Genomic DNA, 15231 nt, shown 5'->3' with positions numbered 1-15231 from the left:
TGTCGTTGCCGTCACGTCGGGGTCGGTCCCGCGGCAATTCAGTCGAAGCGGAACCAGCGCGTCGCCAGCCAGCCCGTCACCAGGCCCCACACCACGAGCACCGCGATGCCGTACCAGTCCACACTGGTGTGCAGCGCCTGATCCAATGCCTCGGCCAGCGCTCCCGAAGGGATCAATCGCGCGATCAACGTCACCGCGTGCGGAAGGTTGTCCGAGGCGAAGACCAGACTCGCCACCCCCAGCATCACGAACCACAGGATGTTCGCCAGCGCGAGCACGATCTCGGCCTTGAGGGTGCCGCCCAGCAGCAGTCCCATCGCGACGAAGGTGGCCGTGCCGAGGGCGATGACGAGCGCGCCCAGCGCCAGCCCGCCGATGGCGGGCCGCCAGCCCAGCGCGACGCCGATCAGGCCGAGCAGAACCGATTGCAGCACCACCACGATCAGCACCGCCGCGCATTTGCCGCCGACGATGCCCCAGCGTGGTAATGCCGTGGCGCCCAAGCGCTTCAGCGCACCGTAACGGCGGTCGAAACCGACGGCGATGGCCTGGCCGGTGAACGCGGTGGACATGATCGCCACCATCATCACCGCCGGCACGATCCGGTCGACCTTGTGGTGTTCGCCGAGGCTCGAGCCCAGCGGCAGCAGGGTCAGCCCGATCAGCAGCGTGATCGGAATGAACATGGTCAGCAGGAGTTGTTCGCCGTTGCGCAGCAACAGGATCAGCTCCATGCGGGTCTGCGCGGCCAGCATGGTCAGGCGTGGAGCAGGTCGCGGCGCGGGGCTGAAGGTGCCGGGGGTGAAACGAGGGGCGGTCCGGGTCATCCGCGCAGCTCCCGTCCGGTCAATTCGAGGAACACATCCTCCAGGCGGCGCTGGTCGATGCGAATATCGGTGGGCAGCACGTCGATTCGCGCGCACCAGGCGGTCACGGTCGCCAGCACTTGCGGGGTGATGTCGCCGCACAGCAGATAGGAGCCGGGCGCGGTCTCGCTGGGTGCGAACCCCTCCGGCAGTGCGCTTTCCAGCAGGGACAGATCGAGTTTCGGCGGCGCACTGAAACGCAGCTGCCCCTCGGCGCCGGCGGAGGTCACCTCGGCCGGGGTGCCGGCGGCGACGATGCGGCCGTGATCGATGATCACCAGCCGATCGGCGAGCTGTTCGGCCTCGTCCATCATGTGCGTGGTGAGCAGAATGCCGACGCCGTCGCGGCGCAGCGCGTCGATCAGCTCCCACACCAGGTGCCGGGCCTGGGCGTCCATTCCGGCCGTGGGCTCGTCGAGGAAGACCAGTTCGGGACGTCCCACCAGCGCGCACGCGAGCGCGAGGCGCTGCTGCTGACCGCCGGACAGGCGCCGATACGGGGTGCGGCGAGCGTCGTGCAGGCCCAGGGTGTCGAGCAGCCACTGCGGATCGAGCGGATCGGCGGCGTAGGAGGCGACCAGATCGAGCATCTCGCCGGCGCGCGAACCCGGATAGGCCCCGCCGCCCTGCAGCATCACACCGATGCGCGGGCGCAGGCGATCGGAATCGGCGACCGGATCGAGCCCGAGTACCCGCACCGAACCGGCGTCGGGAGACAGGAACCCCTCACACATTTCGACGGTGGTGGTCTTGCCGGCGCCATTGGGGCCCAGCAGCGCCAGCACCTCCGCGCGTCCGACCTCGAAAGCGACCCCGTCCACGGCGGTGAGGTCGCCGTAGCGTTTCACGACACCGTCGATACAGACAGCGGGTTCCGAGGCTGCGCTCACGATGAGACACCGTATGCCGGGCCCGGCTGTGACGGAGCAGACACCCCTGTCCGATTGCGCCACGGCAGCAGGTTCCTGGTCACCGCGATGAATCCGAGCGCGACGATGACCACCGCGACCGCCGCCTCGATGATCTGGAAGACCCCGAAATCGGCGCCGCGCGGCATCAGCATCACGCTCACGACCGCGGAGAACGCCACGGCCGGGACCCGGAACGCGGGCGTGGTGGCCCACGCCGCGAGCGGCACGATCGCCCACAGCAGATACCACGGCTGGACCACGGGGAACAGCAGCACGATCGCCGCCAGCGACACGCCCATCGCACCGACCGGCTGCAATCGCCCGGTCCAGGTGGCGATCAGCATGCGCACGGTGATCAGCGCCGCCACCACACCGGCGATCGGGCGAGTGATGCTCAGCAGGGCGGTGGTGTGATCGCCCAGGCCCAGCAGCACGCCGCCGAATCCGGTGATGATGCCGATCGCCGTGGGCAGCGACATCCAGCTGCGCACCGTGCTGGCGGCGTTGAGGGTGTGTGTCCAGCCGAAGCCGAGTCCGGAGGTGTAGCTGACGAACAGTGTGGTGACCAGGGTGATCGCGCCGAGGACCGCCGCGGCGGCCAGCAGCGGCCGCCATCCGCGGCCCCAGCGGCGGGCCAGGGCCATGCCGACGAATCCGAGCGCGATGATCGAGGTGATCTTGACCGCCGACGACAGTGTGATGATCACGGTTCCGAAGGTCAGCAGCAGCCAGCCGCGCTGATCGAATCCGCCGAGACCCGGGGCGTGGTCGGTGGCCAGCGCGCGCAGGCAGAACTCGACTCCGGCCAGCATCAGGCCGAGCATCAGCGCGTCGTTGTGCACGCCGCCGACCAGGTGGAACAGCACCAGGGGGTTGGCCGCGCCCAGCCACAGCGCGCTGACCGGCGCGACGCCGCAGCGCCGCGACAGCCGCGGCAGCGCCCAGACGATGAGCGCCACCCCGGCCAGTGCCAGCAGCCGATGCGCCCAGACGCCGACGATGATGTTGTCGCCGGTCACGTGGGCGATGCCGCGGCCCATCCAGACGAACAGCGGTCCGTACGGGGCGGGAGTGTCGCGCCAGATGTTGGGCACGTTGTAGGTCAGCACGTTGTGCAGGCCCAGGCCGGTGGCCGGGCCGACCGCATACGGATCGAGGCCGCGGGCCGCGATCTCGCCCTGTGCCAGATAGGAATAGACGTCGTTGGAGAACAGCGGCGGCGCCACCGACAGCGGGATGATCCACAGCAGCAGGGTGCGATCGAGCTGGGAGCGGCTGAGCCGGTGCACCGGCGAGCCGCCGAAACCGCCGACCGCGAAGCGGCCCAGCAGAAGCCACGCCATCACCACGAAGACCGTGCCGATCATGCACAGCGCCAGCGACGAGGTCTGCCAGCGCGCGAAGACGCCGATCACCCGGACTCCGGAGACCGGGTTCTGCAATACCGGCTGGGCGGCGACGCCCAGCGCGCTGATCGCCATGAGGACCGAGCCGGTGGCGCCGAGTAGTCGAATTCGCTTGAACTGCGCGGTTTCCCGGCTGTCGAGCCCCGGTGCGTCGGCTTCGACGGTGTGTAGCACCGCGATGGTGTGATCGGCGGGCGGCACGTCCAGGCCCAGGGCCCGGCGTCCGATCTCGATGCTCCTACGCCATGCGCCTTCCACAACCGCCACGGAGGTCAAGCGTAGCCGGGGTGGACGCCGGGCCGATCGCAACGTCGCGAGGTGGACCGTGACATATTGCACGGGGGAGCGATGCCCAGGTCGGAGCCGCATCCGGGAGAGATTCAGGGCACCCTTACTAGAATGCGGGAAATAATTCCGTCACACTGATGTTGTGAAAACCGTGGGTTTGCGGGAGAACGAGGTGAATACCGAGCGTCAGCAGGGCGCCCGGCCTTCCGCCGCGCCCGCGGCCGCCGGTGAGGGGCATACTCGCGCGGCCGTCGTCCAGCTGCTGCTGGAGGAGGGGCCGATCACCGCGACGGCCATCGGGCAGCGGCTGGGACTGAGCCCGGCCGGTGTGCGTCGTCATCTCGACGCGCTGATCGAATCCGGCGAGGCCCGAGCCATGCGCTCGGCACCGTGGCAACAGCAGGGCCGCGGTCGTCCCGCCAAGCAGTTCCAGCTGACCGCCGCCGGTCGCGGCCGGCTCGGCCACGCCTACGACGATCTGGCGGGAGCCGCGATGCGGCAGCTGCGCGAGATCGGCGGCGAGAACGCGATCATGGATTTCGCTCGTCGCCGTGTCGGTGTCATCGTCGCCGGTATCGATCGCCTGGCTCAGCACACCCCGGCCGCCACCTCGGAGAAGGCGGAGGAGATCGCCGAGGCGTTCAGCGACGCCGGATTCGCCGCCACCACCCGCAAGGTCGGCTCCGGTGTCCAGATATGCCAGCATCACTGCCCGGTCTCGCATGTGGCCGAGGAGTTCCCGGAGCTGTGCGCCGCGGAACTCGAGGCATTTCGCGAGCTGCTCGGAACCCACGTGCAGCGGCTCGCGACCATCGCCAACGGTGACTGCGCCTGCACCACCCACGTACCCCTGTCCGTTCCCCCGACGAGCAATCCCCCGACGAGCAATGCTCAGCCCGCCACCCGCGCCGTTGCACAGCCCGCAGCGGCAGCTCGAAACGACTCCGGAAGGAGTGCCGAATGACGTCGACCACCGCGGTGAGCCGTGAATCCGATGCGCCCCAGAACCAGCCCCTGACCCAAGAGGAGACCATCGCCTCGCTGGGTACCTACGGCTACGGCTGGGCGGATTCGGATATCGCCGGCGCCAGCGCCAAGCGCGGCCTGTCCGAGGACGTCGTGCGCGACATCTCGGCGAAGAAGAACGAGCCCGAGTGGATGCTCGACGCCCGCCTCAAGGCGCTGCGGATCTTCGATCGCAAGCCGATGCCGAGCTGGGGCTCCAACCTCGAGGGCATCGACTTCGACAACATCAAATACTTCGTGCGCTCGACCGAGAAGCAGGCCGAGAGCTGGGAAGATCTGCCCGAGGACATCAAGAACACCTACGACAAGCTGGGTATCCCGGAGGCCGAGAAGCAGCGTCTGGTCGCCGGTGTGGCCGCCCAGTACGAGTCCGAGGTGGTCTATCACCAGATCCGCGAGGATCTCGAGGCCCAGGGCGTCATCTTCCTCGACACCGACACCGGCCTGCGCGAGCACCCGGAGATCTTCCAGCGGTACTTCGGCTCGGTGATTCCGGCCGGCGACAACAAGTTCTCCGCGCTGAACACCGCCGTGTGGTCGGGTGGCTCCTTCATCTACGTGCCGCCGGGCGTGCACGTCGACATCCCGCTGCAGGCCTACTTCCGGATCAACACCGAGAACATGGGCCAGTTCGAGCGCACCCTGATCATCGTCGACGAGGGCGCCTACGTGCACTACGTCGAGGGTTGCACCGCGCCGATCTACAAGTCCGACTCGCTGCACTCGGCGGTCGTGGAGATCATCGTGAAGAAGGGCGGCCGCTGCCGCTACACCACCATCCAGAACTGGTCGAACAACGTCTACAACCTGGTCACCAAGCGGGCCAAGGCGGAGGCGGGCGCGACCATGGAGTGGATCGACGGCAACATCGGCTCCAAGGTCACCATGAAGTACCCGGCGGTCTGGATGACCGGCGAGTACGCCAAGGGCGAGGTGCTGTCGGTGGCGTTCGCGGGCGAGGGCCAGCACCAGGACACCGGCTCGAAGATGCTGCATCTGGCGCCGCACACCTCCTCGACCATCGTGTCGAAGTCGGTGGCGCGCGGTGGCGGCCGGGCGTCCTACCGCGGCCTGGTCCAGGTCAACAAGGGTGCGCACGGATCCAAGTCGACCGTGAAATGTGATGCGCTGCTGGTGGATACGATCAGCCGCTCCGACACCTACCCCTACGTCGACATCCGCGAGGACGACGTGACGATGGGCCACGAGGCCACCGTCTCCAAGGTGTCCGACGATCAGCTGTTCTACCTGATGAGCCGCGGGATGACCGAGGACGAGGCGATGGCGATGGTGGTGCGCGGCTTCGTCGAGCCCATCGCCAAGGAACTGCCGATGGAATACGCGTTGGAGCTGAACCGGCTCATCGAGCTGCAGATGGAAGGAGCGGTCGGCTGATGCCGGTCGAGAATGTGGCTGTCGCGGGCGAGGCCCGCATCCCGGCCGTCAACAAGGGTGAGCTGTTCGCCTCGTTCGATGTGGCCGCCTTCGAGGTGCCCTCCGCACACGACGAGGCCTGGCGGTTCACCCCGCTGCGCCGGCTGCGTGGCCTGCACGACGGCACCGCGGTGCGTGACGGCCGGGCGGGTATCGAGGTCGCTGCCGTCGACGGCTCGGTGATCGACGGGGTGACCGTCGAGACCGTCGGTCGCGACGACGCCCGCCTCGGCGAGGGCGGGGTGCCTACCGATCGTGTTGCCGCCCAGGCCTATTCGGGCTTCGAGGAGGCGACCGTCGTATCGGTCGGCGCCGAGACCGAGGTCGCGCGTCCGGTCGTCGTCCGGGTCACCGGCCCGGGTGAGGGCAGTACCGCCTTCGGTCACCTGCAGATCCGGCTCGGCAATTTCGCCGTCGCGACGGTGGTCATCGACCAGCGCGGCAGCGGAACCTACGCGGAGAACGTGGAATTCGTCCTCGGCGACAGCGCGAAGCTCACCGTGGTCGCGGTTCAGGACTGGGCCGACGACGCCGTGCACGTCACCGCGCATCACGCCAAGCTGGGTCGCGATGCCGTTCTGCGGCACACCGATGTGACCCTCGGCGGCGATCTGGTCCGGCTGTCCGCGACCGTGCGCTACGACGCTCCCGGCGGCGACGCCGAGCTGCTCGGCCTGTACTTCGCCGACGACGGGCAGCATTTCGAACAGCGCCTGCTGGTCGACCACGCACAGCCGCACTGCAAGTCCAATGTGCTGTACAAGGGTGCGCTGCAGGGCGATCCGAGCTCGGCCAAGCCCGACGCGCGCACCGTCTGGGTCGGCGACGTGCTGATCCGCGCCGAGGCCGAGGGCACCGACACCTACGAGGCCAACCGCAATCTGGTGCTCACCGACGGCGCGCGCGCCGACTCGGTGCCCAACCTCGAGATCGAGACCGGCGAGATCATCGGCGCCGGACACGCGTCGGCCACGGGGCGTTTCGACGACGAGCAGCTGTTCTATCTGCGTGCTCGCGGAATTCCGGAGGATGCCGCCCGCCGTCTGGTGGTGCGTGGTTTCTTCCACGAGATCATCCAGAAGATCGCGGTCGCCGAGATCCGGGAGCGGCTGGAGTCGGCCATCGAGGCCGAACTCGCCGCCATCGGTGCCTAGCACCGTCGCGTCCCGGCAGCCCGAAACCTCCACCAGCCCAGAAGGAATGCAATGACCACCCTCGAAATCAAGGACCTGCACGCCGAAGTCGCCAATCCGGACGACAGCGGCGAACCCATCAAGATCCTCAAGGGCGTGAACCTCACCGTGAAGTCGGGCGAGACCCACGCCATCATGGGCCCGAACGGTTCCGGCAAGTCCACCCTGTCCTACGCCATCGCCGGTCACCCGAAGTACACCGTGACCCAGGGCTCGATCACCCTCGACGGCGAGGACGTGTTGGCCATGTCCGTCGACGAGCGCGCCCGCGCCGGCCTGTTCCTGGCCATGCAGTACCCGGTCGAGGTGCCGGGTGTGTCCATGTCGAACTTCCTGCGCACCGCCGCGACCGCCGTGCGCGGCGAGGCCCCGAAGCTGCGCCACTGGGTCAAGGAAGTCAAGGAGTCGATGGGCGAGTTGGAGATCGACGCCGCCTTCGCCGACCGCAGCGTCAACGAAGGTTTCTCCGGCGGTGAGAAGAAGCGCCACGAAATCCTGCAGCTGGGCCTGCTCAAGCCGAAGATCGCCATCCTCGACGAGACCGACTCGGGTCTGGACGTCGACGCGCTGCGCATCGTCTCCGAGGGCGTCAACCGCTACAAGGAGCGCGAGAACGGCGGCGTCCTGCTGATCACCCACTACACCCGGATCCTGCGCTACATCCAGCCGCAGTTCGTGCACGTGTTCGTGGGCGGCCGCATCGTGGCCGAGGGTGGCTCCGAGCTGGCCGACGAGCTCGACGCCAACGGCTACGTCCGCTTCACACAGACCGCGACCGCGGGAGCCTGATATGACCGCTGTGACACGCACACTCGACGTCGCCAGGATCCGGGCCGATTTCCCGATCCTGAACCGGACGGTGCGTGACGGAAAACCGTTGGTGTACCTGGATTCCGGGGCCACCTCGCAGCGACCGCTGGCCGTCCTGGACGCCGAACGCGAATTCCTCACCCACACCAATGCCGCCGTCCACCGCGGCGCGCATCAGCTCGCCGAGGAGGCGACCGACGCCTACGAGGGCGCTCGGGCCGATATCGCGCGCTTCGTGGGTGTGGAGGCGAACGAGATCGTGTTCACCAAGAACGCGACCGAATCACTGAACCTGGTGACGTATTCGTTCTCCGACGAACGCTTCCCGTACCACGTGGGACCGGGCGACGAGATCGTGATCACCGAACTGGAGCATCACGCGAATCTCGTTCCGTGGCAGGAACTCGCGCGTCGCACCGGCGCCACCCTGAAGTGGTACGGCATCACCGACGACGGGCGCATCGACCTGGATTCGCTGGAGCTGACGCCCGCGACCAAGGTCGTCGCGTTCACCCATCAGTCGAATGTGACCGGGGCGGTCGCCGACGTGCACGAGATGGTGCGCCGCGCCAAGGCGGTCGGCGCGCTGGTGGTCCTCGACGCCTGCCAGTCCGTCCCGCACATGCCGGTGAACTTCCGTGAGCTCGGCGTCGACTTCGCCGCGTTCTCCGGGCACAAGATGCTGGGTCCGTCCGGTGTCGGTGTGCTCTACGGCCGCTACGCCCTGCTCGAGGAGACCCCGCCGTTCATCACCGGTGGGTCGATGATCGAGACGGTGACCATGGAGGCGACTACCTACGCGGCGCCGCCGCAGCGGTTCGAGGCCGGGGTGCCGATGACCTCACAGGTGGTCGGATTGGGCGCGGCCGTGCGATATCTCGACGCGATCGGGATGGACGCCGTTGCCGCGCACGAACATACGCTGGTCGGCGCCGCCCTGGAAGGGCTCGGCGCGATCGACGGCGTGCACATCGTGGGGCCGACCGAGAACGTGGACCGTGGTGGCGCGGTGTCGTTCGTGGTCGACGGGATCCACCCGCACGACGTGGGCCAGATCCTGGACGACGAGGGTGTCGCCATCCGCGTCGGGCACCATTGCGCCTGGCCGCTGATGCGCCGGCTCGGTGTACCCGCCACCGCCCGGGCTTCCTTCGCCGTCTACAACACGCTGGACGAGGTGGAGACGCTGGTGGCCGCGGTCCGTAAGGCACAGAAATTCTTCGGGGTGGCCGACCGTTGAATCCGGCGAGCGCGAGCGACCAGTGAACGGGGCGTGAGATTTCGCAATGCGTATGGAACAGATGTACCAGGAAGTGATCCTGGACCACTACAAGCATCCGCACCACCGCGGACTGCGGGAGCCGTTCGGTGCCGAGGTGCATCACGTCAACCCCACCTGCGGTGACGAGGTGACCCTGCGGGTGCACATCGACGACAACGGCGACGTCGCCGACGTGTCCTACGACGGGCAGGGCTGCTCGATCAGCCAGGCCGCCACCTCGATCCTCACCGATCAGGTCATCGGCCAGCCCGTGCAGCAGGCGCTGAAGGTGGTCGACTCCTACAGCGAGATGATCTCCAGCCGCGGCACGGTCGAAGGCGACGAGGACGTGATCGGCGACGGCATCGCGCTGGCCGGTGTGTCGAAATATCCGGCCCGGGTGAAATGTGCCCTGCTGGGCTGGATGGCGTTCAAGGATGCCGTGGTGCGGATAACCTCGGCCGAAGAGACCAAGCGGACCATGGGCAACGGGTCCGCCGGAAATGGGGAAGGTCATGACTGAGACGCCGGCAACCGAACAGCCGAACACCGAGGCCGAACTCTCCCAGGAGCAGGTGGCGTTGCTCGAGGACATGGAGGAGGCGATGCGTGACGTCGTCGACCCCGAACTCGGCATCAACGTCGTCGACCTGGGACTGGTCTACGGGATGCGGCTCGAGGAGGAGGTGGCCGTTCTCGACATGACCCTCACCTCCGCGGCCTGCCCGCTCACCGACGTGATCGAGGACCAGTCGCGCAACGCGCTGGTGCGCAGTGGTTTGGTGGAGGATCTGAAGATCAACTGGGTCTGGATGCCGCCGTGGGGCCCGGACAAGATCACCGACGACGGCCGCGAGCAGCTGCGCGCCCTGGGCTTCACGGTCTGATTCTCGCCACCGGGTAGGGGGCGAAGTGGACATCCGGGGTCGCTGTGGAGCAGGATCGCCTGCGTCCAGTACGCAGACTTGAACGGGGTGGATTCACGGATGTCCCTTATGTTTTCCCGGCGTGTCCGCTCGGCGGCCGTCGCGGCGGTGGCCGGTGCGGGTTTCGCGGTGGCCGGCGCCGCCGGTTCGGCTCAGGCCGACGGTGACCTGCACGGTGCGATCGCCTACTCCGACAGCAGCGGCGTGGTGGCCGCGGCCACCAACTTCGCCGACGCGCCCAGCGCGGATGCCGCGGCTCGGGCGCACTGCGGTCGCGGTGACTGCCGCGTCATCTTGGATTTCAGCAACGGCTGCGGTGCTGTCGCCCAGGGAGCGGACGGCCGGATCGCGGTGGGCTGGGGTCCGACTCAGATCGAGGCGGAGAAGCAGGCGAGGGATTTCCTGGGGCCGAGCGCGCCGCCGTTCCCCGACCTGGGGAGTGCGAGCCCGCGCCCGGCGACCATCGCCCTGACCAGTTGCACCGCGAACGCGCACTGACCGTTTCGAACCGACGGCGGCCGACCTGCACGGCAGGTCGGCCGCCGTCGTCTTTCCCGCTGTTTCGCGCTCGATCACCGATGTCGGGGTCCGTCCCGCTCCGAGGAGACATGCTGCGCGATATCGTGAGGGCCGAATCGCCGGACCGGCCGAAACGGTAGGAGCAGCAGTGGATTTCGACATACCCTCCGAGCTCAGCGACTATCTGGCCGAACTGGATGGCTTCATCGACCGCGAGATCGTGCCGCTCGAACGCGAGAACGACAACATCCGCTTCTTCGACCACCGCCGTGAAGACGCACGCACCGACTGGGACCGCGGCGGGCTGCCTACTGCCGACTGGGAGAATCTGCTCGCCGAGACCCGCCGCCGCGCCGACGCCGCCGGGCACTACCGCTACGCGTTCCCGCCCGAATTCGGCGGCCGCGGCGGCACCAATCTCGATATGGCCGTCATTCGCGAACACCTCGCCCGCCGGGGTCTGGGCCTGCACTGCGATCTGCAGAACGAACACGCCGTGGTCGCCAACAATGTGGGCCTGCTGCTGATGCTGGAATACGGTTCGCCGCAGCAGCAAGCGGAGTGGGTGGAGGGCCTGGCGGCGGGCACGAAATTCTTCGCCTTCGGCATCACCGAACCCGAACACGGTTCCGACGCCACCCATATGGACACTCGCGCGGTGCGTGACGGCGACGGCTGGGTGATCAACGGCGAGAAGACCTGGAATACCGGCATTCACACCGCCGACGCCGATCTGATCTTCGCGCGCACCGCGGGCGAAGCGGGCGACGGCAACGGCATCACCGCATTCCTGGTCCCGCCCGATACCCGCGGATTCACGGTCGAGGAATATCTGTGGACCTTCAACATGCCCACCGATCACGGGCGCGTCACCCTGCGCGACGTGCGCGTCGGCGCCGACGCCGTCTTCGGTCCCGAGGGCCGCGGGCTGGCGGTCGTCCAGCATTTCTTGAACGAGAACCGGATTCGCCAGGCGGCGTCGAGTCTCGGAGCGGCGCAATACTGCATCGACCGAGCCGTGGCGTATGCCAAGGAGCGCAAGCCCTTCGGAAAAGCGCTCGCCGACAATCAGGCGATCCAGTTCCCGCTGGTCGAATTGCACACCCAGTGCGAGATGCTGCGCACGCTGATCCACAAAACGGCGTGGACCATGGATCGCCGCGGCACCTTCGCCGCCTCCGAGCAGGTGTCGATGTGCAACTACTGGGCCAACCGATTGTGTTGTGAGGCGGCCGATCGCGCGATGCAGGTGTACGGCGGCCTCGGCTATTCGCGCCACCAGCCGTTCGAACACATCTACCGCCACCACCGCCGCTATCGAATCACCGAGGGAGCGGAGGAGATTCAGATGCGGCGAGTAGCGGGCTATCTGTTCGGATTCATGTCCTCTCACGCGCCCAAGGGTGTGTGAGGCCGTCCGACGTCGGCGCTCACCACACGAAACGGCCCCGCGTCCGTCGAGGGAACCGCGGGGCCGTGACAGCGCTGGGCAGCGACGCTACTTCTGAGCCTGCACCACGATGGTGCCGACGATCTTGTCGGCGAAGGTCTGGTTCTTCTCGTCCCACAGCGGCCACAGATAGCCGAGGCCGCACAGGGCGTTGTCGAGAACGTGGCAGAGCTTGCGCACGAAGGCCATACCGAAGCCGAGCACCTGACCGTCGGCTTCCTTGATCACGCGGATGCCGACGACCTTCTTACCGGGCGTCTGACCGGTGGTGCCTTCCTGGTAGATGAGCCACAGCCCGAGGCCCAGCCCCACCACTATCGCCAGGAGCACCAGGATGATGCCGACGGCGGTCAGGCCGCCGCTCGTGCACGTACTGGTGGAGTAGGAGTACGAGGAGCCGTAGGTGTCGTCGTCGAACGAGCAGTCCACGTCCTTGCTGCCGAGCCCGAACGCGAGTCCGTACAAGATGGCCAGCGGGACGCCCACGATCAGCGCATCGATGAGATACCCGCCGACGCGCGCGAACCAGTGCGCGTAGGGTGCGGGCGGGCCGAATCCCGGTTGCTGATAGCCGTATCCGGGCCCGGCCGGCGGGTAGCCCGCCCCCGGCGCACCGTAATTCGGTTGTGCCGCACCATATCCCGGAGCCGGTGTACCGTAACCCGGTGGGGGAGCGGCGTACCCGGGCGGCGGCGCGCCGTAACCCGGCGGGGGTGCGCCGTAGCCCGGCTGCGGGCCGGCGGGCTGATACCCGTAGCCCGGTTGCCCCGGCTGGCCGTACGGGCCGTTCGGGTCCGACGGGTTGGTCATATGTGGTTCCTCCGGAAGCTGGTGGTACGGGGACGATCCGGGCCCCGACCGGGTCGAACTGTGATTGCACCGTACGGTAACCGCCAGGCCCCGCCAAAGTATGGCCGACCCGCGCGCGATGAGCGCGCCGAACAGTCGGATATCTCACGATTGCCTGATTCGGCGACGACGCCGGAATCGCGGCCTAGGCTCCCTTGCGGGTCTGCTTGGTGGCCTTGGGTGCCGCCTTCTTCGCCGTCGACTTGCTCGCCGATTTGGTACCGGTGGATTTCGACGCGGCCCGCTTGGTGGTCGCCTTCGCGGTCGACTTGCCGGCGGATTTCGAGGCGCGACCCCGGCTCGACTTGCCCGATTCCCCACCGCGGCCGGTGGCTTCGAGGCTGCGCTGCAACGCGGCCACCAGATCGACCACCTCGGCATCCATCTGCGCCGGTTCGGCCTCTTCGTGGCGGGTGACACGGTCGGATCCGGATTCGATGGCCTCGTCGAGCAGCTTCTTCAGTTCGATCTGATATTCGTCGGTGTACTGATCGGGATCGAAATCCTCCGACATGCTGTCGACCAGAGTCTGCGCCATCGCGACCTCCTGCGATCGCGGTGCGGCGGCATCGTCGAGTGATTCGAATTCGGCCGCGCGCACCTCGTCCGGCCACAGCAGCGTCTGTAACACCAGCACCCCGTCGCGCACCCGCAGCGCCGCCAGCCGCGTCTTCTGCCGCAACGTGAAATGCACCAGCGCCACCCGATCCACCTGATCGAGCGTCTTCGCCAACAGCACGTACGCCTTGGGTGTCGTGGAATCAGGTTCGAGGTAGTAGCTGCGGTCGAACAGGATCGGGTCGATCTGCTCGGAGGGTACGAACTGCAACACCGGAATCTCGTGCTTCTCGGCCACCGGCAGCTTCGCGAAGTCCTCGTCGGTGAGAATCACCTTGTCACCCTCGGGCGACTCGTACGCCTTGTCGATATCCGCGAACGCCACCGACTGCCCGCACACCGTGCAGACCCGGTCGTATTTGATCCGCCCACCATCCTTGGCGTGGACCTGATGGAACCTGATGTCATGGTCCTCGGTGGCGGTATAAACCTTCACCGGGACATTCACCAGCCCGAACGCGATGGAACCTTTCCAGATCGACCGCATAGGCCGATGCTACTAATGACCGGTTGGTTTTGTCCGGCGAAGCGGCGCGACCTGCGGGTTCGTGGTTGTTGATGAGTGTTGCCGGTTGCTGTTTGTTGCTGTTTGTGGACCTGCGACGTCCTGTGGACGTCCTGTAGGTGGGCGTCATTTCGGCCATCTCCGTGCGATTTCGAAGCGAATCGAGGGCTAGGGGCCGTGACGTCCGGGGGCATTCATCGATCGGTTCCGCATCACTCCTCGGCCGGCTGTCATGTCCTAGCGCCGAGCCTTCTGGCGTATCCCCGGCGGTGGGCGGGCGGAGCGAGTGGCGAGTGCGTGATGTGTACGTGTCGAGGAGCAGTAGTGGACCAGCAGCGCAAAACGCGTCACACTGTCCGTGCAGGAGCGGTCTGAGATAGGCCAGTAGCCTGCCTCGACGAGAATGCCCAGGACGAAATATTGGATGACGTGGGCACCGGCACGCATACAGTCAGTTGCGGCGGTTCGCCCCTGTGAACAGACTGGATCCCCAGTGTGGGGGTCAGGGGTTCGAGTCCTCTTAGCTCCACCACGTGGGGCTGTAGCTCAGCGGTAGAGCAGCCGACTGGCCTGAGTGTGGGAAGCAGCTATTTGCTGCTTCCCACACTCGTTTCTGGGGTTCTCATACAGCGGCCACCGGCTGTGCCCGGCGCTAGAGATCAGAAGGCTGATTCCCCCTAGGAATGAATGAACTTGCGAGCGAGTTCGGCGCTCTCGGCGGTCGCGGCTTTGGAGATTTCAGCGGCGGCGGGTGAGAGAAATCCCTTGATCATGGTCAGGTAGCGCTTGATGGCTCCGCGGTCAGGTTCTTCGTTCACCACTTCGGCGAGAACGGTTTCGGCATTCGATCGGACTTCAGCCGCATCGTCGTCCTTGAGCGGGATCCGGGGCAGATCGGCAATCAGGTTGGCGAGAGTTGTCGCGAGTTGCTCATAGCCGGGCGCGATCTCGTCCGTATGGGCCTGACCTTGTTTCACCGTGTCGTTGTTCCAGTTTCTCCTCACTGGATTTCCGACCCTCAACGATCCCATGCGTACCTGACATCGATGCATCACGCCGATGGGTGTCGTAAACCGCAGGCCCAGCTGGCGCATGGGTTAAGAGTGCCGGTGGCATATGGGGTTCTGTGTTCATTCGCCGGCTTGCAGTAGGCCGGCGCAGACGGCGTC

General features: G+C 67.0%; 15 protein-coding genes. 9 read left to right on the top strand and 6 right to left on the bottom strand.

Annotated elements, in window-relative coordinates:
• Positions 1-38: 38 nt before the first annotated feature.
• Genes NMI01S_RS14620 through mptB form a run of 3 tightly spaced genes read right to left on the bottom strand, consistent with a single transcriptional unit; the run spans position 39 to position 3450 of the window.
• Positions 39-827, bottom strand: a complete 789-nt coding sequence (locus tag NMI01S_RS14620; RefSeq protein WP_062997580.1) for an ABC transporter permease — start codon at positions 825-827, stop codon at positions 39-41.
• The gene (locus tag NMI01S_RS14615) at positions 824-1756 is read right to left on the bottom strand and encodes an ABC transporter ATP-binding protein (RefSeq protein WP_062997578.1); all 933 of its coding nucleotides are present in this window, start codon (positions 1754-1756) and stop codon (positions 824-826) included. The genes NMI01S_RS14620 and NMI01S_RS14615 overlap by 4 nt, the downstream gene beginning before the upstream one ends.
• Positions 1753-3450 carry a polyprenol phosphomannose-dependent alpha 1,6 mannosyltransferase MptB gene (mptB, locus tag NMI01S_RS14610; protein ID WP_062997576.1) on the bottom strand — a complete coding sequence of 566 codons (1698 nt, stop codon included), beginning with the start codon at positions 3448-3450 and terminating at the stop codon, positions 1753-1755. Before mptB ends, NMI01S_RS14615 begins: the two co-directional genes overlap by 4 nt.
• Positions 3451-3622: 172 nt before the next feature.
• Between mptB and NMI01S_RS14605 the strand changes: the two genes are divergently transcribed.
• The 9 genes from NMI01S_RS14605 (at position 3623) to NMI01S_RS14565 (ending at position 12051) form a co-directional block, all read left to right on the top strand.
• On the top strand, positions 3623-4435 hold the full coding sequence (locus NMI01S_RS14605) for a helix-turn-helix transcriptional regulator (RefSeq protein WP_062997645.1): 813 nt from the start codon (positions 3623-3625) through the stop codon (positions 4433-4435).
• The gene (sufB, locus tag NMI01S_RS14600; RefSeq protein ID WP_062997574.1) at positions 4432-5892 is read left to right on the top strand and encodes a Fe-S cluster assembly protein SufB; all 1461 of its coding nucleotides are present in this window, start codon (positions 4432-4434) and stop codon (positions 5890-5892) included. Before NMI01S_RS14605 ends, sufB begins: the two co-directional genes overlap by 4 nt.
• Positions 5892-7085: a Fe-S cluster assembly protein SufD gene (gene sufD, locus NMI01S_RS14595; RefSeq protein ID WP_062997572.1), complete on the top strand. Its 1194-nt coding sequence runs from the start codon at positions 5892-5894 to the stop codon at positions 7083-7085. The genes sufB and sufD overlap by 1 nt, the downstream gene beginning before the upstream one ends.
• Before the next feature lie 51 nt (positions 7086-7136).
• The gene (gene sufC, locus NMI01S_RS14590; RefSeq protein WP_062997570.1) at positions 7137-7913 is read left to right on the top strand and encodes a Fe-S cluster assembly ATPase SufC; all 777 of its coding nucleotides are present in this window, start codon (positions 7137-7139) and stop codon (positions 7911-7913) included.
• A gap of 1 nt (position 7914) precedes the next feature.
• Positions 7915-9174 carry a cysteine desulfurase gene (locus tag NMI01S_RS14585; RefSeq protein ID WP_062997568.1) on the top strand — a complete coding sequence of 420 codons (1260 nt, stop codon included), beginning with the start codon at positions 7915-7917 and terminating at the stop codon, positions 9172-9174.
• 46 nt (positions 9175-9220) lie between these two features.
• On the top strand, positions 9221-9718 hold the full coding sequence (gene sufU / locus NMI01S_RS14580) for a Fe-S cluster assembly sulfur transfer protein SufU (protein ID WP_062997566.1): 498 nt from the start codon (positions 9221-9223) through the stop codon (positions 9716-9718).
• On the top strand, positions 9711-10082 hold the full coding sequence (locus NMI01S_RS14575) for a metal-sulfur cluster assembly factor (RefSeq protein WP_036502473.1): 372 nt from the start codon (positions 9711-9713) through the stop codon (positions 10080-10082). The genes sufU and NMI01S_RS14575 overlap by 8 nt, the downstream gene beginning before the upstream one ends.
• 108 nt (positions 10083-10190) lie before the next feature.
• Positions 10191-10619, top strand: coding sequence for a DUF4189 domain-containing protein (locus NMI01S_RS14570; protein ID WP_062997564.1), 429 nt, complete (start codon positions 10191-10193; stop codon positions 10617-10619).
• Positions 10620-10788: 169 nt separating this feature from the next.
• Entirely contained in the window at positions 10789-12051 is a 1263-nt protein-coding gene (locus NMI01S_RS14565; protein ID WP_062997562.1) for an acyl-CoA dehydrogenase family protein, read from the top strand.
• 87 nt (positions 12052-12138) lie between these two features.
• Here NMI01S_RS14565 and NMI01S_RS14560 read toward each other — a convergent pair whose 3' ends face one another.
• The 3 genes from NMI01S_RS14560 to NMI01S_RS14550 all read right to left on the bottom strand — a co-directional run bounded on the left by NMI01S_RS14560 (position 12139) and on the right by NMI01S_RS14550 (position 15156).
• Positions 12139-12900, bottom strand: a complete 762-nt coding sequence (locus tag NMI01S_RS14560; protein ID WP_062997560.1) for an RDD family protein — start codon at positions 12898-12900, stop codon at positions 12139-12141.
• Positions 12901-13084: 184 nt separating this feature from the next.
• Positions 13085-14044, bottom strand: a complete 960-nt coding sequence (ku, locus tag NMI01S_RS14555) for a non-homologous end joining protein Ku (protein WP_062997558.1) — start codon at positions 14042-14044, stop codon at positions 13085-13087.
• Positions 14045-14739: 695 nt separating this feature from the next.
• Entirely contained in the window at positions 14740-15156 is a 417-nt protein-coding gene (locus tag NMI01S_RS14550; protein ID WP_157126183.1) for a hypothetical protein, read from the bottom strand.
• Positions 15157-15231: the final 75 nt, after the last annotated feature.

The organism is Nocardia mikamii NBRC 108933 (assembly GCF_001613505.1).
GTDB lineage: Bacteria > Actinomycetota > Actinomycetes > Mycobacteriales > Mycobacteriaceae > Nocardia > Nocardia mikamii.
Note: the sequence above shows the minus strand (reverse complement) of the source record. Positions and strands in the feature narration are given on the sequence as shown.